Origin of the sequence: Paenibacillus paridis (assembly GCF_006345825.1) — a bacterium.
GTDB classification, from domain to species: domain Bacteria; phylum Bacillota; class Bacilli; order Paenibacillales; family Paenibacillaceae; genus Pristimantibacillus; species Pristimantibacillus paridis.
Genome location: NZ_VCIX01000080.1, coordinates 54,571 through 80,118, shown reverse-complemented (window position 1 = coordinate 80,118; position 25,548 = coordinate 54,571). Strand labels below are relative to the sequence as shown.

The 25,548-nt window shown below is 42.1% G+C and carries 13 protein-coding genes; 8 read left to right on the top strand and 5 right to left on the bottom strand.

Annotated elements, in window-relative coordinates; all coding sequences use genetic code 11:
• The first annotated feature begins 93 nt into the window (after positions 1 to 93).
• The 6 genes from FJQ58_RS09580 (at position 94) to FJQ58_RS09555 (ending at position 17,727) form a co-directional block, all read left to right on the top strand.
• The gene (locus FJQ58_RS09580; protein ID WP_139992717.1) at positions 94 to 789 is read left to right on the top strand and encodes a response regulator transcription factor; all 696 of its coding nucleotides are present in this window, start codon (positions 94 to 96) and stop codon (positions 787 to 789) included.
• 460 nt (positions 790 to 1,249) lie between these two features.
• Complete coding sequence (locus FJQ58_RS09575) at positions 1,250 to 2,890, top strand: clostripain-related cysteine peptidase (RefSeq protein WP_139992715.1); 1,641 nt, start codon at positions 1,250 to 1,252, stop codon at positions 2,888 to 2,890.
• 340 nt (positions 2,891 to 3,230) lie between these two features.
• On the top strand, positions 3,231 to 10,058 hold the full coding sequence (locus FJQ58_RS09570) for a hypothetical protein (protein ID WP_139992713.1): 6,828 nt from the start codon (positions 3,231 to 3,233) through the stop codon (positions 10,056 to 10,058).
• Positions 10,059 to 10,061: 3 nt separating this feature from the next.
• Positions 10,062 to 15,752 carry a hypothetical protein gene (locus FJQ58_RS09565; protein WP_139992711.1) on the top strand — a complete coding sequence of 1,897 codons (5,691 nt, stop codon included), beginning with the start codon at positions 10,062 to 10,064 and terminating at the stop codon, positions 15,750 to 15,752.
• Positions 15,749 to 17,338 (top strand): S-layer homology domain-containing protein, encoded by a 1,590-nt coding sequence (locus FJQ58_RS09560; RefSeq protein WP_139992709.1) that lies wholly within the window; start codon positions 15,749 to 15,751, stop codon positions 17,336 to 17,338. The genes FJQ58_RS09565 and FJQ58_RS09560 overlap by 4 nt, the downstream gene beginning before the upstream one ends.
• A gap of 206 nt (positions 17,339 to 17,544) precedes the next feature.
• A complete protein-coding gene (locus FJQ58_RS09555; protein ID WP_139992707.1) occupies positions 17,545 to 17,727 on the top strand; it encodes a hypothetical protein in 183 nt (60 codons plus the stop codon).
• A gap of 417 nt (positions 17,728 to 18,144) precedes the next feature.
• Here the strand turns inward: FJQ58_RS09555 and FJQ58_RS09550 are convergent, their stop codons facing one another.
• Complete coding sequence (locus FJQ58_RS09550; RefSeq protein ID WP_139992705.1) at positions 18,145 to 19,122, bottom strand: tRNA dihydrouridine synthase; 978 nt, start codon at positions 19,120 to 19,122, stop codon at positions 18,145 to 18,147.
• A gap of 651 nt (positions 19,123 to 19,773) precedes the next feature.
• Entirely contained in the window at positions 19,774 to 20,442 is a 669-nt protein-coding gene (locus FJQ58_RS09545) for a FadR/GntR family transcriptional regulator (protein WP_139992703.1), read from the bottom strand.
• A gap of 281 nt (positions 20,443 to 20,723) precedes the next feature.
• Here FJQ58_RS09545 and FJQ58_RS09540 point away from each other — a divergent pair, with 281 nt between their 5' ends.
• Together FJQ58_RS09540 and dgoD are read left to right on the top strand one after the other, a co-directional pair.
• Entirely contained in the window at positions 20,724 to 21,368 is a 645-nt protein-coding gene (locus FJQ58_RS09540) for a bifunctional 4-hydroxy-2-oxoglutarate aldolase/2-dehydro-3-deoxy-phosphogluconate aldolase (protein ID WP_139992701.1), read from the top strand.
• A 13-nt stretch (positions 21,369 to 21,381) separates the two neighbouring features.
• Positions 21,382 to 22,533, top strand: a complete 1,152-nt coding sequence (dgoD, locus tag FJQ58_RS09535) for a galactonate dehydratase (RefSeq protein WP_139992699.1) — start codon at positions 21,382 to 21,384, stop codon at positions 22,531 to 22,533.
• Between the two features lie 179 nt (positions 22,534 to 22,712).
• Here dgoD and FJQ58_RS09530 read toward each other — a convergent pair whose 3' ends face one another.
• The 3 genes from FJQ58_RS09530 to FJQ58_RS09520 are packed head-to-tail and all read right to left on the bottom strand — an operon-like array spanning position 22,713 to position 25,529.
• Positions 22,713 to 23,486, bottom strand: a complete 774-nt coding sequence (locus FJQ58_RS09530; RefSeq protein WP_139992697.1) for an ABC transporter permease — start codon at positions 23,484 to 23,486, stop codon at positions 22,713 to 22,715.
• The gene (locus FJQ58_RS09525) at positions 23,483 to 24,469 is read right to left on the bottom strand and encodes an Ldh family oxidoreductase (RefSeq protein WP_139992695.1); all 987 of its coding nucleotides are present in this window, start codon (positions 24,467 to 24,469) and stop codon (positions 23,483 to 23,485) included. The genes FJQ58_RS09530 and FJQ58_RS09525 overlap by 4 nt, the downstream gene beginning before the upstream one ends.
• 19 nt (positions 24,470 to 24,488) lie before the next feature.
• Complete coding sequence (locus FJQ58_RS09520; RefSeq protein WP_139992693.1) at positions 24,489 to 25,529, bottom strand: aliphatic sulfonate ABC transporter substrate-binding protein; 1,041 nt, start codon at positions 25,527 to 25,529, stop codon at positions 24,489 to 24,491.
• Between the last annotated feature and the right edge of the window lie 19 nt (positions 25,530 to 25,548).

The following is a 25,548-nucleotide window of genomic DNA, read 5'->3' as shown; positions in this document are numbered from 1 at the left end:
CTTTACATTTCATAGCTAGTCCAATCTTCCGTGCTAAGATAGGTGTTAAATTCCAACATCCTGTCGATTGAGAAGAAGGAAGGTGACAGTAGGATGGACACACAAAAAATTATGATCGTCGATGATGATCCCCATATATGCGAGATTGTTCAGGCGTATTGTGAGCGGGAGGGCTTCATATCCGCATGCAGTCATAACGGGGAAGATACTATGAAGCTGCTTACATTGTTCGAGCCGGATTTGATTGTACTGAATGTGATGCTGCTGGCTAATGACAACGGCAAAGATTGGTATAAGGACGCACGCAGCTATACAAATGCGCCGATCGTATTTCTAAGTAATCATGAGGAGGACGAGATCAAAATTAGTGCTTTAACCTATGGCGGCGACGATTATGTAACCAAGCCGTTCAGTCCGGGAGTACTCATGGCCAAGATCAAGGCTCATCTTCGCCGAGTATCGACGGGCAGAAGGGAACAACTGCTAGAGTTGCCGAGTTTGACGCTGGATTACTATGCGCAGACTGTCAGCATGGGGAGTAAATCGCTCTACTTATCGAAGAAAGAGTTCAGCCTGCTATCCTATATGGCACAAAACGTCAATCGTATCGTCACTGTTGATGCGTTATTCCAGCTCATCTGGGAAATGAAGAGTTTAGAGGATACGAGAACAGTGGCGGTACATATCAGTAATTTACGTAAAAAAATTGAGGCAGATCCCGCTAATCCTGAGACAATTATTACAGCTCGAGGGACTGGCTATATGCTGGTTGATCGTGGTGTGACCTAGATAAAATACATCCATTCTTATAACACTTCATTGAATAGGATTTCTGATATATGTAAGAGCCTGATCTTCTGGAGATCAGGCTCTTTTCGCTGGTTGCCAAAAGTGAGCTGCAAGTGCGAACTTAAAGTTTTCTTTAACTTTCACACAGGGGCTAATCCGCCATGATAGAGTAGTAGCTTGATAGGATAAATCAACTAATTGAAGAGCAAAAAAGAGAACAATGTATTCTAGGCTTTTAATCAATACAATAACAAACTTTGATGATGATGTAATATACCATTTCGGAATAAGAGCTGGGCGGAGTTGGAACAAGCGAAAGACGGAGAGCAGCGCCAATTGCTGCGGGTGTTGAGATCAATAAAGGGCTGAATGTTCTGATGAGCCAAAAGCATGTAAATAGTTTCTAATTGTATTTTTGACATTTAAGAAGGAAATTTTCAAATGGAAAGGCCGGAATTTGATGAAAAATACCCGAAATTTAATCATTTTTTTAATCGTTCTTCTTGCAATCACTCCATCAGCAGCGGCACAAAGCTCAAGCTATGCAGAAGGGCTTAACCACTTGGGAATGTTCAACGGAACGGGGAATGGATATGAACTTAAGAGGGTGCCTACCAGAGCAGAATCCCTTGTCATGATGCTGCGTCTGTGGGGGAAGGAAGAAGAGATCCTGAAAAGCACCTACAAAAATCCATTTCATGATACGGGTTGGGAAAGTCGCTACGTGTCGTATGCCTATACAAAGGGTGTAGTTAACGGAATTAATGAATTTAGTTTTGGCGGTAACCGACCAACCTCTCTAAACCAATATTGTTCAATGGTTTTAAGGATTTTGGGATATTCAGAAACAAAGGGCGACTTTACCTATGAAACCGCGGTTTCTTTCGCCTCAATGGTTTTAGGAATAGACCTTACAAAAGAAGTCGAATTCAATCGGGGAACTCTTGCGAAAATAAGCAGTTATGTTTTAAACACAAGACCCAAAAACCAAATTGCAACACTTGGTCAAACCCTCAGTGCAACAGATGTTTTCACAGCGCAAGGTTTAAACGAGGCAAGGTCACTTTGGGAGCAGGATAAAAATCTTGATTCATCGACGATTTTGATATATGCAGTTGGTTCTGACCTTGAATCACAGCAAGGTCGGCTAACGGATGACTTGGAAGAAATTTTTCGTGGTCAGCCAAACCAAAATACGAAAATCCTGATTCAAACAGGTGGAACGCTCAAATATCACAACAAATATATGGCTAATGGTGCATCAGAACGCTTTGAAGTTGGCAATGGACAACTTAAAAAGCACGAAAGCCACATCCAAACCGCCGCATCAGACCCTAAAACACTAAAGGATTTTCTTGTTTGGGGCAAAACCGTTGCACCAAGTGAGCGTTATATACTGATTTTATGGGACCATGGGTATGGTACAATGGGGGGCTTTGGTGCAGACGAGCTAAACGAACGAAAAACGATGAAAGTTTCGGAGCTCTCGAAGGCAATCGATGCATCAGATATGTATTTCGACTTAATCGTGTTTGATGCCTGTCTTATGGGCACAGTTGAAACGGCCTATGCCCTTAGAAACCATGGCAAATATCTCATAGCTTCTGAAGATTCAACACCAGCAGCAGGGTTGTTTTATACCACTTGGATAGGTGCGATGGAGCGAAACCCACAGATTAGCACGGAAAGAGTGGGGCGTTTAATTTTAGATTCCTTTACCCTTCATTCGGGGATTGAAGCTACTATGCCAACAACAATGTCAATGATGAAGCTTTCTCAGGCTGAACTATTGGTTAAGGCAATAGAAAATGCAGAATTTGATTTCTCACTAACAGACCTTGCAAACAACTCAGAGCTATTAGGCAAAAACGAAGGGATATTTGATCAATATGATCTTATAGATATAATGGGCAAATCATCAGAAATCACTGCTGCAGCCCAAGCACTTGCATTCGAAGTAAGAAATTCAGCAGGTTATAAAAATCGCAACGGCGTGGCTTTATATGTCTCTAACCAAAAAATCGAACACACAAATGAAATGAAAGTAGAGCTAAAAGCCATTGGTTTTAGCTCAAAGTATATAGCAACTATTTTCAACTGAAATTAGCTGTAAAGGCTGATCTTTGTCCTGAATGTCATCCACGGAGTAGTCAGCAAAGTCCTTGATGGTTTCTGCTTAGAGGCTTCGCATGAGTTTACCAAACTTTTGCGAGTCTCTTTTTTGCGTGTTTTGGTTGGCTTCGTAGTCTAGTCTACCTAGGAACTTAAAGTTTTCTTTATAAAGCAGCAGTGTTTCTATCAATCATGGTAACATGGAGGAAAAATATTGTCGAAATTTGGCTGTCACGGTTCATAACTGCTAAGTTAGGTCACTATGAGATCAAAAATGAATGCGACTTTAAAAGAACGATTACAAGTACGATTATACGAGGAGGTATTTTATGAAAAAGATTTTAAGTTTGATGCTAGTACTTTCGCTTCTAGCATCAGTAGCGCCTGTTTATGCGAATGTGCCAACAGAGTACACCTATGTGTTTGGTGTGAAAACAGGAGGAAACGAAAACGGCGGAACAGGTGATGATATTTACATGGGCGTAAGTACCTATGAACCTGGAGCAAACTCTGATCATGTAGTAAATCTTGGCGGCGCGGCGGCTTGGTCTGAACCACAACATACATTTAAATTGCAAAATATTCCACCATGGAGAATGAATGAACTCGTTTTTTGGCTGGTGGGCAGTGATGACTGGTACGGTGAATCTGTGGTTCTGTGGCTTCCTCAAATTGGGGGGAACATAAATCCAACACAAGCGAAGACCATTCCAATAAAATCATGGACAAAAGATCAGGGCAGACTTTATCGTGACATTTCCGACGTAACAAAAAGAAAATTCATAGATATGGGTTCCGTTGACTTACCTGGGGGAGAGTTCTACCTTGATGCTAATTCGTCAGGCGCTCAAAGTGTAAACTGGGACAAAAATGTTAAGGATCAATATGGTCAATATGACATTATGCAATATGAGGATGCTCCAGTTTTCAGCTATACCCTTTCGGACGATGCTGTAGGTAGAGATTGGTTAACATTCGAAGAGCCAACAAAAACAAAAAATTTCAAGTTGGATATTGACCGCAATAAGCTTCACGATGCAATGGTTGCACAAGATAAAGCGGAGATATCACTAACCTATAGGGTGGCGCTTCTTGCTCAGTCTACCAACGCTGAAAGCCTTGGAGGGACTTTTGCCCATACAAGTTCAGGAAATCCCGAAGTTAAAACCTATTTAACAACAAAGATAGGGCAAGCGGATTACTATTATAAAGATGTAACTTATACGTTTTATCGTAGCATATATAACCTTGGCAACCCCAATATCAATCAAACGATTACCTATTCACCCAGCACTGACAATCGATATCTAAATCGAAAATTTACAGATGTTAATATCACAGTTGACGCGGTTTCCATTCACAAAAAAAACATGACGCAAGAAGATAGAACGGAGCTCATAACAAACTTCAAAGCAACACCTGAGTTATATCTTGGAAACAGTACTGCAACAAAGCTTTCTGATCTTACGATGACAAAACTGCAAGGCAATGACGGAAAACCAACCGGCACACTTCAGTTTACTGGGAAAGTGCCGCTCGATGTTAGCGAAGTTGAAGGCGAGGGCATAAGGCTCCAGCTTAATAATGTGTCTACCTCTCTAGTGAAAAATGGTCGAACACAGGCCTATCAATTGGAAAATCCAACACCAGAATCAACAACATCTCAAAGTTTCTATTTTTCAACTCACAAAGTTGACACAAAAACACCAACCATAAGAGTAACCGACCAAAGTGGAAATGACCTTGTGGGCGAAAACTCCATTCAAAACAAGATCCAAAAGATGCATGAATTTTATATGGTTTCAAGCGAAACACTCTATCCAGAAGGAAATGTTGCCCACACCACATTGAATCAAAACTATTTTAATTATGAATTATACAAGAAAACCAATGATTCCTATGAACCGGCAATGATAAGAATAACAAACTTTGATGGTACAGGAAACAAAACAAGAGTTACCGCGCCAATTAACACGCAAGTTTTAAATGGAGTCAGCATAAAGCTAAGTCCAATCGATCCAACGGAAGGCGAATTCAAGCTTCGGCTTTATGGATGGGATAAAGCTGACAATCCACTAGGCGGAGATGCCGGATATGCAGAAATTGAAAATATCAAAATCGATAGCCAGGCTCCACGAGTGACCATTCAAGAAACGATCCATCCGCAAGATGCGCAGCTTCGCAAAAGAAATGATTATCGTTTCGAAATGAACGACTTTCAACAAAGCAATAACGGCTGGTCAAGGACTTATTATACCTTTATAAACGGAACTGCGACGCCAACTGACACTCCAATCAATCAAATTGAACCTGCATCAAAAGAAATTGCTTCAACTCAAGGGATGTGGGCATTTGTAGACTCAGAAGGTGATAGCGCAACTGCAATGCTATCCATTCCAAAAGGTGACAACTTTGATGGAACTCTCTATTATTTCACAATGGACTCACTTGGAAACGATTCAAGAAACGAGCAAGCGTCAAGATATTATAAAAAACCTGTGAGTATTTTCAATGGAAATGTTGTTGACACACTCATTACGGAGGATTATAGCCTTCCAATGCCACGTTTTGACATCAGTTTCGACATAAGCAATCCAAACATTGAAACGAGATATAGGTGGATTTCACATCCGAGCAATGACCAAAGCTTTACACAAAACTTTAGTGTATATAAATCGAGCGATGATGTTGGTGCTGATGAAAAAAGTAATATTAAAGGAACTATAGCGCAGATGAACGGAAAATATATACTTGAATATCGTGTTACAAATAAACAATCAGGCAACACTACCGATTTTTCACGGGAATACGTTTATGACAACAATGCACCGGAAATTAGCTATACCGTCGGAAATCAGCATGATCATTTTAAATCATCACATCAGTTTAACGTGAAAGTGACAGATGACAGCGGAATTGCAAGTGCATATTATTATTTATCTCAGCCAGGCTCAGAAAGTAGAATTGCAGATATGCCAGACTATCCGCTGACACTGACACCAAACAGTGAAAACATAGTAGAAGTTGATCAAACCTTGACCATAACGGGACTTCCGTCAGGTGCGTACAGCATTGTTGTTGTTACAAGAGACCCGCATGGCAGAGAAAGCAAAAAGGTTTCCCCGTACTTTGGCATGAGGTCAGGACCTGCGATAGTTGATGAATTAAACCATACCCAGTCAAAGACATTAAACGGAATGGGTGCAACAACGGATGGAACATATAGTGTCTATGCGGCTTTGAGTGAACCCCATAAAGCATGGACTTCTACTAGTACATCAAAATATCAAAAACCGGTATATTATGCAACAACTGATGGCACGTCAACAGATAACGGCGTTTTAGTGCCTGAGTTTACTGCGGATAATAATTCTGGTGGTTATTTTACATTTACACTCGACACACCTGTTCCGCTTCAAGAGGGTGTCAACACCATCTATCTTCAGTTTGGGCTCATCAATTATCCTGCTGACGAAAAACCTGAGTTTTTAACAGAAGCAAGACCGATCACGATTCTTTATGATAGCCAAGCGCCGACCTTTGAATTGCCAGACTATAGCACCATTCAGCCAACAAACGCATCAGTGACAGCAAGAATAATAGCAAATGATGTTGGTACGGGAATTAGCAAGCTGACAGTTTCACCAGAAGATGCAGACAAAATCACGGTTTCTCCATATGCAAACGGTGCATTCACCGTAACGATTAGCGAAAACATAACAACAAACCTAATCCTATCTGACGAGCTTGGAAATCAAGTTCTTGTTCCTATCTCCGTTTCTAACATTGACAAAACAGTGCCATCTGCACTTGCGTCAAGTAAAATCGTGACAAAAGGAGCAAGACAAGATGGTGTTATCACCGTTGATGTTTCAGACAAGAGTGACACAACCGTTTCATTCGCACTTATTAAAGACCCAACAGAAAATCATATTCTAACAGAAGCTGATTATGCGTTGTTTAATTCAAGTCAATCCGTGGACATGCAAAGTAGTCCGGTAATCGTTAATGGCGAAGGAAACAAACAGAAAACCTATAAAATTGAATTGAAGGGGCTTAGTGGAAGCTATGCCATTGGGATCAAAGCCGTTGACACATCAGGAAATGTTACTGAAAAAGTTTTCTTTGACTCCAAACTAGACCTGGTTGACGCGCAAGCATCCATTGTAACGGCTAGCGCAAACCCTGCAACAACAAAAACCACCTCAACGGTTACCGTTTCATTTAACGTTCCAGTAACCGTAATGCCTAATGCACCTGCCCAGGGTAATGCTGTGGGTGACATGGCAAGGTCGAACCTTCTTTATACAGGACTTTTAACAACATCCACTGAATATACGATGGACTATGATGTTGTTATTCAAAATAATAATCCAATCAGCCTTTATATTCAGGACGAGGCCGGAAGGGATAGTGTTCTAGAATTCACCCCTGATGTTGATTTTGTTACAGGATTTGACATTGAAGGGTATGTAGAGAAAAATGGTCAAACGATCCAAAACGGAGGGTTTATAGCCTATAACCAAAGCGATAAGCTTTATTATGTTGTCGTTCCCAATCCCAAGTATTCTGGACAATATTTCTTTGTTGAAAATGCAGTGTTGTCTGGCTTAGCACTAAATACAGAGCTAAGTGTTCTTGCCCCTTCATTTACAGAAGCAGAAGGAAGAACAGCGTATTCAAAGCTTGTTTTTGAAGCGCTAAGAGATGGCAATACAATAAAATCAGCTTATTTCGAGGCGTACACAACAGAAGGCATTCAAGACGACAGGATGGAAGACGAATATGTTGCAATGACAGTGGTTGACGAAACTGCACCAGTTGCAAATGTGGACTATTCGATCACGGAGTCAACCAACCAAAATGTTAACGCAAGACTTTCTATATCGGACCCGGAAAGCGGAATTTTAAAACTTGAACGTTCGTATGACGGCATAAACTTTAGCCCAATTGACTCCATTGTTTCGCACACCGAAACATTCGAGCAAAATGCAACAGTATATTTCAAAGTGACTAACAAAGCAGGAATAGAAACAATCTTGCCAGTCACCGTTTCAAACATTGATAAAACGCCAATCATGCAAGACAGTCACTACACGGTTGAATACGCCTATGAAAACTATCTTGGAAATTGGGTTCCAATCCAAGAAGGAAGAGCCTATAGAAAGGTTATGGCAACGCTCAAGTTTATCGGCGGCGGAAAAACGCTTTCTATGACAAACAACAACGCAGCACTTTCAAGGACTCTAACGCAAGAGATTAACACATTCACATTTGAGTTTAGGGATAATGCAGGAAACACAGGTTCTCATACGGTTAGCTATAACCAATTTGACAACACAATTGGTGAGACCTCCTATGTGTTATCAAAAACTTCCAAGACGAACCAAAATATCTTTGCAACGATTACTTTATCGGATGATTCAGGTGAAATCGCATTTGCGGAGGTTAAGAAGGGCGAAGTGGTTTATCCATTTAAAGGTGAGCCGCTTGAAAATGAATATGTCGTTGAGCTTGACAGCTCAGGCATTTATTATGTGACAGCGTATGACTACGCAGGGAACAAGTGGACGACTCCAATCACCGTTTCAAATATTAATAAAGTGGTGCCAATTGCAACATCAAGGACTTACAGCACACTTCCAACCACCATTACTGCACAAAGTGTGAATGTTGAGTTGACACAGTTTAGCAAAGACATTAAAACCATTACAGTAACGGGTGTAGAGCCTACCGGAAGCCTAACTGCCAACGATATCGTACATATCCCTGGCACAAAAGCGGTTCGCTTTAGAAAAAATGGTACGGTTACGATGTTCTTTGTTGACGACTATGGAAACAAAGGACATGAGGTTATTACCATTTCAAATATTGTTTCTACGCCGCCGCAAATCAGCGCAACTGCAGCATTAGCTAAAGATAAGCTGAGCGTTAATGTAACCTTTGACCAAATCCGTGACAGTGATGGTGTTCCACTGGACATTCTTAGAAAGCTAACAGACCTTACCGTTTCTTATCGTGGATATGAATATAAACTTTTAACGGAGCAGAAAAATGAAGACGGTGATGTTGTGTCCTATAAAGATACAGTTATCAACGTTAAGACTAACGGGGAGCACGTCTTTCAAGTTAGAGACCAATCAGGCATAACACAAAAGATTCTACTGACGGTTGAAGGAATTGAAGTAGGAGGACCAAAGGTTAAAGAAGTTCGTTGGTCCTATAAATATCTTGAAAAAAACCAAGCTGGTGAGTGGATTGAAAAGGATTATCAAAACAAGATTACTGTTGGAGTTGACACATCTGGAAAAGAAGAAGGTTATGTGGTGGGAACGGATAAAAACCCAACAACAAATCAAGATGTCAAAGTCACTGTAATCACTGACAAAGATGCTAAGTTCGTTGGCGGAAACGATGTTTGGGAACAAGATAAGTCAATGAACTATAGGGATAATGGACTTTATGTTTTCAATCTCCAAGGAAGAACAGGGGACTATACCTCGTATGGTGTCAACATTGGTCTAATCGACAAAACACCTCCTGTGCTCAAACTTAAAAATGGTGAAGAGCTAATCTTTATCGAAGGAATGACGCCTAAAAAAGATGCCTCCATTGCATATGACAAGTCAAAGCTTCTCGACTTCGAAGCATGGGATATGGTAGCAAATAAAAAAGTTGATCTAACAAACCGAGTTACCATCAGCTATGGAGTAGGCGGGCGAGTGTTTGACCCTGACAACATCTCAGCAAATGAATTTGTTCGCTCGAACCCTTACTATATCGACTATACAGTAAGAGATGATGCAGGAAATCAAACCACCATTCGCCGAACCATTCGCCTTGTGGGTCTTTATGACACCATAGCCCTTGTTAACGGAGTTATGCCGGACAGCACAAATACTGCAACCGTTCTTGGAAACAAAGTTGAAATTTCACTGAAAAACTTTTCCGGAATCTCATATGCACGTTATGAAAAAGGTATTTTAACGCAAGGTCAGATGAAAACAAAAGGAACGGTCCTTCGGGAGAAAAATGGAGTTTTTACAATGGATAATGTAGCAGAAGGTTGGTATACCATTTATATCCAGACGGACAAGCGTGATTATTTCAACATTTCTGTATATGTTTCAAAAGCTCCAACACAAGGAGGGAAATAGGCAATGACTATCCATAGAGCCATAAAACGCAGCATAGCTGCAGCCCTTTGTCTAACCATGCTTTTCACTTTTGCAAGTTTCCCTATTCGTGCTGATGCTAGTGGTGCGGATTATTCAATTGCAAACGAGTTTATGAAATATTCTATAAATTCAAGAACGGGTGGTTTTTCAATCGAAACGATTGACGGTCACCCACAAAAAACGTTCGACAACAACCTACCGCTTCTTTATAGGGAAGATGCGGCAAGGAGCAATGGAACATCATTCACAACCGTTCGTATCGACGGAAAAGATTTTATTTTCGGTCAGGAATATGGCTGGTTTGGAATAGATACAAAGCTTCATGAACCTGTCGTTTCAGAGCAAAACAGGCTGTTAACCATCGCATGGGACATCAAGGGCTATACCATTACACAAAAGGTGTCCATTTCTATTGACCCTAGCAACCCGAGGGCTGGAAACATTGGTATTTCATATGATGTGAAAAATAACAATGCCGCAGCCGGAAAAGTGGGTATTCGTCTTCTTTTAGACAACGCGCTTGGTTCAGAAATTGATTCACCTTACGTTTTGGTTGACCCAAGACAACCGACAATCGTTGAAACGGAATATAGCGGTGAAAACCTTCCTCAACAAATTAGATATGTTGATTCTCTTTCAGCTTCGGACAAGATGGCTTATGCCATGTTGTCCGGCTGGAGTGGCAACAAAGACGTAGACGTTGATAAAGTTATTGTTGGTCATTGGGTTAATCTTGCAAATACAAGATATGATTATACACCAAACCCGAGTGTTGACTTTACCAACTATTCAAACAAATATTTAGTTCCTGACACGGCAACTGCTTATTATTGGAACGAAAAATCAATTGAGCCAGGACAAGTTAGAATTTCTGAAATGCTCTATGGTATTGGTAATTTTTCTGACCAAACACAAAAGGATCATGTTTCAATAGGTATCCAAACCGAGAACGTTTTACTAACTAATGACAAAAAAGGATATGAAAAAAACGGTGTTTTTAAAGCAACGGTAACCATTGACAACAGTGTTACAGGAGCAAGAGAGCTCATAGAACCAATCGTGAAACTTAGCCTTGAAGAGGGACTTGTTTTTGCAGCAACGAATACACGAGAATACAATGTGAAGATTTCGGGCGGTCTTAACATTGGAACTGTGTTTGATATTCCGAATGTTGAAATTATTGCAGAGACTCAGTCTATGATCACATCCAAACGTTTGGTCGTTTCGTTAAGTGCAACAGAAATTATTGATTCTAGCACACATAAAGTGGTTGACTACGGTGCGAATACAAACATTTTGATTCCTGCCGTTGAAGGAAAGCTTCCTGAAGTTTCAATGAAGCATGTTTTCCCAGCGGCCGTTTATTATGAAGGCGACAAAAATATCACGGTTTCAGGTGATATGAAAGTTTTGGATGAGGCTCTTTCGGGAAGTGATGGATGGAGTCTTTATCTTGTTTCATCATCAAGCGGCGAGGCTATTCTGATTGATAAAAGAAAAATAAGTTTTATTGAAGAAGGTCAAACGCTTGCGTTTTCAACGGATCAAACGTTGGCAGTTGGAAAATATGACATTGAATTTAGATTTACAAACCAACAACTAATCGATGCCTTTGGTACAAAAATCAAAGCAACAGCTACACTAGATGTAACAAATAATATTAAAGATAAAAGTGCAAGTTATGGTATTGTTTCGCTAGTTCGATTTACAAATGGTTCAAACAACAGACAGTTGTATGACTATGTTAGTTTTGAAAACGAAGATGTAATGAAAAAATTTGTATCTGGCAGCGTTAAAAGAGATGGCCTTCTTAATAAAGGTATAGGATTTGAAAAAGATAAAACTGAAATTCTTTTGACACTTCGCGGGAAAATTAGGCTTATGGGTACGGGGACAGAGAAATACTACTCTGCTAGCAGAGCCGATGGCGACATTACCATTAACAACATCTTGGCATATGACAGCAACGCAGCCCTTAAGATGACAGTTGACAATAATGGTGCAAAGCTAGAAGGCGATGGTACCATCAAAGTGATCAACTCCGTCAATATTTGGCATAATAAATGGTATTATGAAGCCAAGAATGGAACCAAATACAGCCTGGATCGGGAGGCTGTTTCTGAGGAGAATGCTGAGGCACTTGAACTTAAGCTTGGAGATGCCGGAACGATGCTGCAAAATATTGCAGGTTTTTTAATCAATATTAAATATGGTGTTATGACTCAAGATGATGAAGATTTCGGAATTAGCTTTGGCGGAAAGATCTCATTGCCTTTAAAAGCTCCTGACAAGTCGAAGGGTGAAGAATTCGATGAATATAAAGGCTCACTAACTGCAGACGTTAAAGATGTTCTCTATGGCAGTAAAGACGGCGAGATTGGTTTTATTGGTGTTAACACAACACTATCTGTAGGTCTACCAGAAGATATATTAGGCCCATTAGTAGGAAACGAAGCTGGTGTAGAGGCCGAAATAACCATTAACACGATTGATGATATTTATAGCATCGATGCAGGTGTTTCTATAGCCATGCTGGAAGTAGAAGGGTCATTGGCACTGAAAAAGGTTCCTATTAACGAAGTTCCAAAAATGATGCTTGACGAACTCACATTCTTTTTAGCATCGGAAACAACGAAAGTACCTGTTGTTGCGCCTTATGTATTTATTACAGGACTTGGCGGAGGCATTTCAAATCTTGCAGATACCATTGCTGGAGAACCAGCAGGCGAACTCCCACCCATTACCATCCATCTTCAAACAAGGCTTTTAATTAATATCATTATTGTAGGTGATTTTAAGCTGGATGCAAAACTATCCGGTCTTGCAATTGAAGGAACAGGCCGGTTAAATGGAGACGATGATGGAAGAATCTTTAATATTCGAGCGGGAATGAATGTTCAATGGATATCGCCTTTTCAGCTAAATGCATTTGGCGATATCAGCATCCACGCAGGAATAATACGTGGTGGTATAACGATAAAAATTACGGAAGATTATTTTTATGGTTATGTTTACGCAGGACTGTTCATTCCAGACTCTATCCCATTTGTGGGGGGCAAGGAGATTGGAGGAGTCGAGGCAGCGGTTTCAACTGACTTTGTGGGTGCAAACTTTAAAGTCATTGGCATTAAGCTTGGCTTTATCTATTATTGGAACGGCGACCTAAGCTTTGGCGGATCAATCGACCTGTCTTCAAGAGGAAACGCTGTTCACTATGTTCACTCGGAAGCGCTAGACGAAAGCGGCAACCTTGTGCCAACGACCATGGCGTATGGAACTAATATGAGAAGACTCACGACTAAGGCAATATCTAATACTAGAGCCGGAAATGGGGTTATAAAAGAGATTAGCTTGGCGACAAAAGATTCACTTCTCATTGAAATTCCACTTCGTGGATTTGTCAAACCTTCAGCATCAGAAATCATTGTCACCAATCCGGATGGAAAAAAAGTGGCAATGGTTGAAGACGATAATAATGGTAACGGAAACTATCTTGTTCAATCTTTAGATGGCGTTAATTATTTGTACATTTCAATCACTGACCCATCTCTTATTGTTGCTGGTAACTGGTCCATTTCAGTTGAAACACCTGATGTTTATATCGACAACTTTGAAGTAAACAGTGTTGACGATATGCCAGAGCTTACAGGAATCAGTGCTTCTACTAGCGAGAATTCAAGCCGTGATATCAACGTTTCTTGGACAACGGATAAGCAAAGCAATTATTCGGGTGCACTTAATGTCTATGTCACAAAAGACCCATCAGTCATGCAAGCCATTGAATCCACTAACATTAAAGACACTTCATCTTTAATTAGTATTGGCAACCTAGAGTTAGATGAAATTAAATCTGGTTCTCATGTGTTCACACTTCCTGAGTCCTTCCCTCAAGGGAAATACCATGTTGTTGCCATGCTTGTTAACCATCAAGGTGGAATGAGCAAAAAAATCACTTCTTCAACATTCACTTTCACAAACCCACTGCTTCCTCAAAAACCAGAATCTGTTTCTGCGGTCTACAGTGGTGACGGCTATGTGAAGGTTGATATAACGGGAAGTGACAAAACGGCAACACACTATCTTGTTGCTATCCAAGACGAAGATGGTGTTGAGGTTGAAAATTCCTTTGGTCAATTTAAAGTTGGCAGTGACATCATTCTAAAACCATTAGAAGACAAAACGAACCGACCTCTATTACAGGAAGGCAAGACTTATTTTGTTAAAGTGCAGGCTGCTAGAATTGTGGAAGATCCTCTTAAACATGCAGAATATTATCGTTCAACCGAATTTGCATCATCGCAAAGCTTTGTTATGCCTTCAATGGAGAAACCACAGCTTTTAAGCATTGAAACAAACATTGACAGAACAAAAGAACGATATTATTTAAGTACTGATAAGCTAGAGGCAACTTATACCTTCGACAGGCCTGTTAAAATGATATTTAACCTTAACACTGAAGAAAAAAACACGCCTCAAGAGTTTAAGACGGTTTGGTCATTTGAAGAAAGTCTTGAAGACGGCCAGCAATTGATTGACTTTCTAGCAGTTGGTGAAAACCGTGACACCATTCGAGGCAGCAGGTCATCAGGTGCAATCGGATTTACTGTTGATACAAAAGCACCGACGTTACTCCTTGGTGAAGATGTTCAAACAAGCCTTGACAAGGAAAACGTTGACAACACCGTCAGCAATCAAGTTGTTTTTGTTGGTGCGGACTCAAGCTATAGCTTCCATGGTCTATCAGAACCATCCGCATCATTAACTTTAGACGGCAGTTCAGACGGAATTGTTAGAAATTCAGACGGAACATTCGTTGTAAATCGTAAGACCTCAAGCGAAGAACCAGATCAAACCCTGATTCTTAAAGCGGTTGATGGTGCTGGAAACGAAACGGTTGTTCAGGTTTATCTTGTGAATCGTGCTTTGTCAGAGTTTGAAAGCATTAAATTAATCTCTGACCTTGAAAGCACCGATGAGCAGCCTGATTCTATCGAGCTTGGCATAGGCGGGAAAACGCAGCTTTCTGTTAAAGCTCTTCGCACAGTTGGCGACACCGTCTTAAAAGCAGAAGACGTTGTGTGGCACGTTCTTTATAATCAGAACATTATCAGCCTTTCACAAGATGGGACAATTGAAGCATTAGCTCCCGGCGAAACGGCAATCAAAGTTAGCTATAGACTTTCTGCAATTGAAGGTCAAAATGGGAAAACGGTCTATAAAGAACTGTCAGACGTTATCAAAATTAGTGTGAAAGATCTTGGTTATCGTTATGAAGTTCGTCAAACACAAGGGTTCTCGTTGTACACCATATACACTGAGATAAACATGGGCAAGGCAACAGTTATGGTTGGAGGAAACAAACAAACTCTTTTATATGACAGCCTTAAGAAAGCCTATATTGGTTCTTCAAGGGAGCTTGTCACAGGTGAGCAATTAACAGCCAACCTTGTTTTTGATCCAACGGTGAAATCTCCTATTCTTCTTCGTGGAGACACCGATGGTAATGGTGTTATTGATGAAAATGACATTTCGGCAACAAAAGATGCTATTTTAAACAATGTCTACAACGGATTTACTTCTTCAGAAAACTGGGTGAGATCTGATAAAAACGGTGATGGTATTGTTGACATTGTAGATGCACAACTTACACTAATGGAGGCACTTAGAAGATGATGAAATATCTGAAAACCATTATTTGTATCATGCTTCTAGGGGCTGTTTTACCATCATATGCCTACAGCGCAAACGATGCTGCAGACCTTAGCTATCGTGTAAACATCACAGTAACTGACAGCTCTGGTTCTCCAAAATCATCATTTGACGTTGGAGAAGATATTTTTGTTAAACTAAGTCTTTCATATACTGGTGCCGGAAGGGCGCCAGTATATGGTTTTCAAGGAAAGCTACAGTTTGATTCCTATGTTCTGAAAAATACCAGTGTTAAGATGGAAAAGGACATTTCAATGAAATATACCGATGGTGTCATCAACTATATCTATCTGGATATGACCGCCAGCGGAAAAGATGATTCAATGCTTCAGAATATTGGAACTGCTGTTTTCCAAGCTAGAAACAACGGAACTTTCGACTTTTCTTTAAGTAACTTCATTCTAACCAATAAAGATGCGTCACAGCGGTATATCACACCGTTTGAAGATGTGCAAATCATTGTTGGCTCTGGAATAAAGGAAGCCTCAAAATCTTCACTATACGAAGACATTGTTGCTGCAAAATCTTTACTTGCTTCAGTTATTATTGCGGATAATCCCAAAACCATATATAGCCCGGATTTTTGGTATTCAACAAAATCCGCTCAAAATTTAAGGAATGTTATTGCCGAGGCTGAAGCTGTTTTTGATAAAGAAAATGCTCTGGCTTCGGAAATCTCAGCAGCAATCGAAAAGCTTAGCATTGGTGTTTCCAATTTTGAGAACTCAAAAATTATAGGTCCGAAACGTTGGGTTGCCTCGGACGGAAACAACATTAACTATTCTGTTAAAGCCTCTGTTAAAGGAGGAAATGGCAAAATTGCCGATGGCTTTGAAGCTCAAACCATTCGTGCAACAACTTCTGCAACCATCAGAATGATTCCCGATGAAGGGTTTGAAACCGAATATATCTTTATCAACGGTGAAAAATTTATAGGCCGTGACATTTACACCATTCCAGAGGTTAGCCGTGACATAACTGTTGTTGTTACATTTGCGAGAAAAACGCCTTTTACAGATATAGCACATGACGATTGGTTCTATTTTTCTGTAAGGTATGCTTATAACGAGGGGCTATTCACGGGAACCTCTGAAACAAAATTTTCACCCTCTGGGCAAATGAGCCGTGCAATGCTTGCCACTGTATTGTATCGTATGGAAAATCAACCAAATGTTAAGTTTTCAGATGTATTCTCTGACGTTCAAAGCGGTCATTGGTATTCAGATTCTATAATTTGGGCAAACCAAAACCAAATTGTGAACGGATATCGTAAGGGTATATTTGCTCCCAATGATGCAATCACTCGTGAGCAAATTGCGGTTATGCTCTATAGATACGCACAGGGTAAAGGGTTTGACCTTCATACCGAAAATTCAAGTCTTAGCTTTAAAGATGCAAATAAAATTTCAGCCTTTGCCAAAGAGTCAATTCATTGGGCTGTGTCAAAGGGCATTATGAAGGGCAACTCTGATTTGACTCTAAACCCTTCTGGTCTTGCAACCAGAGCAGAGGTTGCCACTATGCTCCAAAGGTTTAAAGAGTTGGAATAATTTTAAAATGAATACGACCAAACTGCCTTAGAGCTTTTCTTTGTCAGTTTGGTTTCTTTCTGTGAACTTTTGATTAAGCTGCGGCATGATAAAACGCCGTGCAGCTAGCGATTTGCGTAATGTTCAATGACAAATAAATGAGATATACTTGGAAATATATTTGCAAATGGAAATAAGTGGTGTTCCTTTGCCTAGGAGATGTCCAAGTGGAGATTTTTGCTTTAATTTTATTAATGATATTTTATTGGGGATTTGCGTTATTTATTGGTACAGCAGTTGTGTATTCATTGTTTGGGAAAAACAAGAAGCGAGGTAAGGGAGTATATCTTTTATTATTTTTGGTGGGATGGTTGGGCTTCGGAATAAGAGCCATGACACTTGTAGGATGAAGACAGCTAATCGCTAGGTGTCTTTTGTATACCATACAAGGGTTAAGATTGACAATCCGTATGTAATGGCCAGCGATATAAAATTGCAGATAGCTCTGCTCTAGTCATCCATTCCTAAGGGGCAATTTGTCCCTTGCTGCGGCCTTGAATCATCCCAGCTGACAATGCCGCTCCTACATCTGCTTGTGCCCAAGATTAATTTGATTTGCATCCTCGAAGATTCAAATATCATATACCGAGAAACGATAACTCGTTGCGTCTGTGAAGCGAGCAAAAAACATTCTCGCTGGATTCTGAGAGAAACCATAAGAGAATGCTTTTTGCTTAAAAGATTCGTCTCCACAAATGACTACATAGTAAAAATGAGAGACCTTTCAAGAGTTCATTGAACTTTTGAGAGGTCTTTCATTATTTGTTTTACTCTAATTCCTGCTCCAAAACAGCCTGCACTAACCGACGGACTTCATCCGTCGACCTGGTCTCCATTAATTGGGTTCTTAGCTCGCTTGCGCCTCTAAATCCACGAACATAGATTTTGAAAAAACGTAGAAGCGGTTTGAATGGACGCGGCAGGTCTTCTTTTGAATACTGATCGTGAAGATCAAGCTGCAAAAGTAATAGCTGAAGAAAATCCTTTGCGCTATGCTCTTTAGGTTCTTTTTCAAAAGCAAATGGATTGGTGAAAATGCCGCGGCCAATCATAACGCCATCGACGCCGTATTGTTCCACTAATTTCAACCCTGTTGCGCGGTCAGGAATATCTCCGTTAATGGTTAACAACGTATTTGGTGCAATTTCATCGCGTAATTTTTTAATTTCAGGAATGAGCTCCCAGTGCGCCTCAACTTTACTCATCTCTTTCTTCGTACGAAGGTGAATGGAAAGGTTGGCGATATCTTGTTTCAATATATGGCCTAACCAATCGCGCCACTCGTCAACCTCATGGTAACCCAATCTTGTTTTAACGCTGACAGGCAATCCACCTGCTTTGGCTGCTTGAATAATTTCGGCTGCAAGTTCAGGATGTTGGATTAATCCAGAACCCTTGCCATTGGATGCGACGTTTTGGACAGGGCATCCCATATTTAAATCGATACCGCGAAAACCAAGTTTTTTCATATCAATACTCATCTGTTCGAAAAATATAGGTTTATTGCCCCAAATATGAGCGACGATCGGTTGCTCATCCTCTGTGAACGTTAACCGGCCACGGGTACTTTCTCTTCCTGCAGGGTTACAATAACTATCTGTACTTGTGAATTCTGTGAAAAACACGTCAGGTTTCGCAGCTGTACTAACGACGTGACGAAATACAACGTCTGTGACATCTTCCATTGGCGCTAATATAAAAAACGGCTTTGGTAAATCAAGCCAAAAGTTGTGTTCGTTACTCATAATATCTCCTCTTGTTGCAATATATAAAAATCGATAAAAGTCATAGTAAAGTCTTTTACCCAACATACATAATATCATTTTTTCTCGTTTGATGCACAGAATCAATGATGTGGGCCTGCAACCTGTCGATCTGTTCCTGCTTACTCCACCCATATGTCTGTTCCCTATAGTAAAGGTTTTTTTGCTGGATTAAGGGAGCATATTAATAAAAAATATAAATTTTATCCATCTGCCATTTTACCGGGAAGAGGAAATCAAGCGGGTAAGCGGTATTCATAAGGAAATTAATAGTGAAGTGGCTGTCATCGTTTCAGGTGGACAAGCTCCCTCATGCCAGCAAAGTATATATCGGAATACTGATGGGGAAGTGTGTGGTGAAGTTAGAGATATATTTTCAATAGAAGGGTAACGATGGTGGGGATATTACGGAAGATGGAAGGGCAAGTAGAAGGTCATAACAAGTTCTATCCGAAAGCTAATGCAACGAGAGCAGAAGCTGCCAAGCTCATTCTGACAGTCATTGAATGAGTTTAAGCGGCCTTCGTCCTTTATTCCATAGGACGGAGGCCGCTTTATGTTCTCGTCCTTGGCTGTCGCTGTTTCAATTACTGTATTGAGTCTAAACCTTTCTTTCCTGCCGACAGATATGACTTACTTCTTTAATGCTTCAATCATGTCGGAAATATGGCTATGCATGAGTTGTCTTGCCTGCTCACTGTGTCGTTCCTCAATGGCGATTGCAATTAAGATATGATAATTGGATGCTTTGGTACGCATATGAGGCAAGGTGTTTGTCTGTTTGCGGCCTTCGGTGAGAAGGGGGGAGATAGACTCCAGCATGCGTAATAGGACAGGATGTTGTGCCGATTCCGCTATGAGATGATGGAAGGAAAGATCGGTATCTAGAAATGGCCCCCCTTCTTTCATCTGGTTAACCATAGAATCTGCAAGCGTGCGAAGCTGCTTAATCTGGGTGCGTGTAGCATGCTCTGCGCTTAAGGCAGCCAGTTTGGGTTCAATGAGCAGTCTTGCTTCCAGTAATTTGATGAGAGAAATATCCCCAAGTTCCTTAAGGTCTGCGGTAGGGTCTTCTAACAGTAAAGGATCATTACGTACATACATTCCCCGTCCATGCTCAATGCTGACATTACCTTGGCTTTCCAACGTCCGGAGCGCTTCTCTTACGGTAGATACACTAACAGCCAGCTCCTTAGAAATTTCTTGCAGTGTTGGAATACGCGACCCAGGAGGCCATTCTCTACTAATAATTTTCTGTCTTAGGATCTCTATTGTTATTGAAAAGGTTGTTTTTTTCATCATCGTAATCCCCGCTGTATCTTCATATTAGGTCTATATTAACATAATCGTACAAGCTCCTCCTAATCGTAATGACGTATTGACATCCAAAAATAAAGATACTATGATAACCTCATAAAGATCTGATCTTTAAAGGGCGGAAAGTAATATATCTAAATTTTATAGGTGTATATCTGACATTAGGTAGGATCTATATGTGTTAAAATTTGATGTATCTGATATAGATAGGATCAATATAGCAAGTGTCGGTTGTGATGAAAGCAGAGGAGGAAAGTGGAAGAATCATGAATAAAGAGGAGCAACTCCTACGGTTAAAAGATTCCGGCATCGTTGCAGTCATTCGAAAGCCTGCCTATAGCAAGGTAATTCAGATTACCGATGCACTGGTTTCAGGTGGCGTTGGTGCGCTGGAGGTTACGGTTGATACAGAAAGGGCATATGAAATTATTGCTCAATTAAAAGAGAGATACGAAGGCAAAGCCTTAGTTGGCGCAGGCACCGTATTAGATGAAAAAACAGCGAAGGTAGCGATCGACGCTGGGGCTGACTTTATATTCTCTCCGATCCTGGATGAAGCGACGATCCGTCAAACCAATCATTATGGGCGTATCTCGATTCCAGGAGTCATGACGCCGACAGAAATCGTGAAGGGGTATCAATACGGGGCAGACCTGCTTAAAATTTTTCCGGGCTCCTCACTGGGTGCTAACTATATAAAAGAATTATCGGCTCCACTCGGACATATTCCGATGATGCCGACAGGTGGGATTACATTGGATAATGTAGGCTCATTTATTCGCGCAGGTGCTGTGGCCGTAGGCATAGGAAGCTCTTTAACGGATATGAAAGCGATTGTGGAAGAAAGGTACGAGCAGTTGACAAGCTTGGCTCAAAAATTCAGACAGGAAATTCAGAAAGCTAGAGAATAGGGAGAGGGTAAATTTGAAAATTACAAAGTTTGAGACTTTTATCGTACCGCCTCGGTGGTTATTCCTGAAAATTGAAACGGATGAAGGAATCGTGGGATGGGGGGAGCCTGTCATTGAAGGTAAGGCTCATACGGTACAAGCGGCTGTAGATGAACTCATGGATTTGTTAATCGGGAAAGATCCGCTTCGCATTGAAGATCATTGGCAGGTGATGTACCGTGGCGGCTTCTACCGTGGCGGATCGATACTGATGAGTGCAATCGCCGGGATTGATCAGGCGTTGTGGGATATTAAAGGCAAATATTTTGATGCCCCAATCTACCAGCTCCTTGGCGGGGCATGTCGTGATTCGATGCGTGTCTATTCCTGGATCGGCGGGGATCGACCGAGTGATGTTGGACTAGCGGCATTGGAGAAGCAACGGCAGGGCTTTACTGCTATTAAGATGAACGCTACGGAAGAGATGCAATATATTGATAGCTATCATAAGGTGGATCAAGTCGTGGAACGGATAGCGGCGATTCGTACAGCGACCGGCCCAAACTTCGGCATCGGTGTAGATTTTCACGGCCGTGTTCATAAACCAATGGCGAAGGTGCTTGCTAAAGCATTAGAGCCTTACAGACTGATGTTTATAGAAGAACCCGTGCTTCCAGAAAATAATGAGGCTCTGCGGGACATTGCTAATCATACTAGCACACCGATTGCGACGGGTGAAAGAATGTTCTCTCGCTGGGATTTTAAATCATTATTGCAAGATGGTTATGTGGATATTATTCAACCAGATTTATCGCATGCAGGCGGCATTACAGAGTGTAAGAAAATCTTTGCGATGGCTGAGGCTTATGATGTTGCAGTAGCCCCTCATTGCCCTTTGGGTCCTATTGCACTAGCTGCTTGTCTGCAAGTTGACGCTACGGCTCACAATGCAGTCATTCAGGAACAAAGCCTCGGGATTCATTATAACCAAGGGAATGATCTGCTAGATTATGTAACCGACCCTAGCGTATTCTCTTATGAGGATGGGTATGTGAAGATTCCACAGGGCCCAGGACTCGGGATTACAGTTAATGAGGAGTATGTCCGTAAAATGGCATCGGAATCCCCGCATCGATGGAGAAATCCAATTTGGAGACATAAGGACGGATCGGTGGCCGAGTGGTAGAAGAGAGTTTGAGGTTCTACCTATATTCGGAAAATTCACAGCGATTCTCGGGCCTTTTAAATAGCAGTGAATACAGTAGACGCCGCAGAAAAGAACAGGCGCAGCCTACCGCGATAAGCGGCTTGCTGCGCCTGTTCTCCGTTCATTGCATAAAGGGATGAGGACGATGGAGCCTGCCTCTAACCCTTGTAATTATCGCTCCAGCGCAATAAGTAGATCTCAAGCTTGCGAACGAGCGAATCGGTCAGCTTGCCAACGGAAGCAAAAATAACAATGCCGACAAACACGACCTCCGTCTGCGCAAACTGGCGGGCATCGGAGATCATATAGCCAACGCCTGCGTTTGCTCCCATTAGCTCCGCGACAATCAGGCTCAGCCACGCAGTACCTAAAGATAGCCGAATTCCCAGCAGCAGATTGGGCATAGCGGCGGGCAGGATGAGCCGGGTTACCTGCTTGAATTTGCTGAATTCGAGTACTCGCGAGACTTCAATGAGCTTGGAGTCTACGCTTCGGATGCCAAGAAAAGTATTTAAATAGATCGGGAAGAAGGCTCCCATCCCAATCAGAAGCACCTTGGAAAATTCACCAAAGCCGAACCACAAAATGAACAGAGGCATAATAGCCAAATGGGGGACGGTCCGGATCATTTGCAGCATAGGGTCAAGGGTCCATTCGGTTTTCTTGTAGAAGCCGACCAGTAGGCCAAAGACGACGCCAAGTCCCCCGCCGATCAGAAATCCGATTAGCGCGCGCGAAATGCTGATGCCAATATTGGACAAGAGTACACCGCTGAAGAGCAGGCTAATGAAGCTTTCGCCGATTTTGAGCGGAGTTGGGAGCAGCTGGGGAGGCAGCAGATGCAGCTCCCCGATCAACTGCCAAACCGCCAAAATTATAATCGGAAGCAGGCTGCCATATAGATATTTCGTATACGGTTTGTAATTTTTCATAGCTGGCTGCGCAAGTAGTCAATCGCAGAATGGTGCAGCGTAATGAGCCCGGAGGCCAATGCTTCTTGGTACCGCTGCTCCGAGGCTTGTCCAGGATACCTGATTTTGTCCTCATGCCCCTCGGCAAGCGGAAAATGTTCAAGCTCCCCAAGAAAGCCGGAGACCTGTTCCTTGAAAGATTCTACGGTATGTCCGAAAATTGTCGGATCGATTAACTGGATAAAGGCTCCGCGATTTTTCTTAAGCCCTTTCGCTCCAATCGGCACGTTGACGAGCGCTCCGCTAATAATTTCCAGTGCAAGGGATAGTCCGAAGCCCTTGTATCCGCCGACCGGAGACAACCATTTGACATCCGCAGGGTTTTCAGTCGGCTGGCCCTCCTCATCGACTCCCCAGTTTTCAGGTATCGTTTCGCCTTTGAATTTGGCAATGCTGAGATGACCCCACGCCCGCTCCGACATGGCCATATCCAGCACGAACATCGGATTCGTGTGCGGGATGGCAATCGCCAGCGGCGTATTGTTCACAGCAGGGCCTTTGCCACCGGGAGGCGCCATCACGCTCATTCCGCCGTATGCCGAGATCACTGTAACCGCGCCGTGTTCCGCTCCGTACCGTGCAATCACGCCAGCGGTATTGAAGCGGGACACATCAGTAATGCCGATGGTTATCATTTTACGATCCGGGAGAGCGGGAAGGGCGAGGTCAATGGCCTCGCGAGCCACAACACTGCCCAGATCGTAATTTCCGTTAATATGTAGGTAGGAGCCTTCCAACGGTCCCGCCTCATATTTGCCTCTTCCCTCGAATGCGCCTGCCGCCTGCTTGAAAAAAGTAAAGCCGTGCGAGGCATGCCCTCTCAGATCGGCATCCAAGTAATCGTCGGTAATGATTTCAGCCTCATATTCGGTAGCGCCGTGCTTCATCAGCACTTTTTTGCCCATATCCTTTAGCTCTTGAATTGAAATGGTAATTGTACTCATGGTTGACGCTCCTAACGTATTATTTATCGTTATTCAATTCTTCCAATGCTTGATTAATGAACGTGTTATCTACGACTGTCGAAACATCCACCGATTTATTCACCGCTTTTTCTTTTAGAAGAAATTCGTTTAATTCCGCTTGCGATTTCACAAAATCATCCGAAACCGGAACGGTTGCGAACTGTACGTTGGAGATGACGGATTTAACGACGTCAGGGTTTAGCTTCGTGCCTTCGGAGTAGATTTTCACGGCTTCGTCCAAATGCTCCGCTTGCCATTGAAGCGTAGTTTGCAAAACTTTCAGGTATGCGACTACGAGCTCAGGGTGCTCATCGGCAAACTTGGTGCGAGCAATATGGAAAGCAGGGCTAATATAGTTTAACGTTGATCCGTCGCCGAGCACTTTGGCGCCTTCATCTACCACGGCTGTAGACAGATATGGCTCGCCGATGCCCCATGCATCTACGGATCCGCTGACAAAAGCAGCTTTGGCTTCATCCGCATTTAGTTGAATGATTTCAACATCCTTAGCGGTAAGACCAGCTTTGTCTAACAAACGGAACAGGATATCGTAGGCTGCAGTTGCTTTGGCTACAGCAATTTTTTTGCCTTTCAGAGCACTGAGCTCTGTAATCGTACTGTCTTTGGGCAGCAGCAATCCGACATTTTTGGAGCCGGTGCTTCCTACGGCGATTTCCTTAAACGGAATATCGGAGATTTGTCCGGTGATAACGCCGGTATTTCCGGTTACAGCAAGGTCAAGGCGGTTAGTGAGGATCGCGTCGAATTGCGCAGGTCCGCCTGGGATATCCACCCAATTGACTTTGGCATTATGCTTGGCGAACTCGTCTTCAAACCATTTTTGCTGCTGGGCGAGAACCAGGGGATGGACGGCATGTTGAACGCCAATATTGACGGTAACCTCTTTAGCGGAGGTTTCCCCTTGTCCGCCACCAGAGGCGGAGGATGAATTGCCGGTATTATTGTCCTTGCCGCAGGCAGCTAAAGCCAACAGCATGCTTATGGTAAGGAATAGGAGGGCTAGTGTTCTTTTGTTCATCGTGTAAGACTCCTTTTTA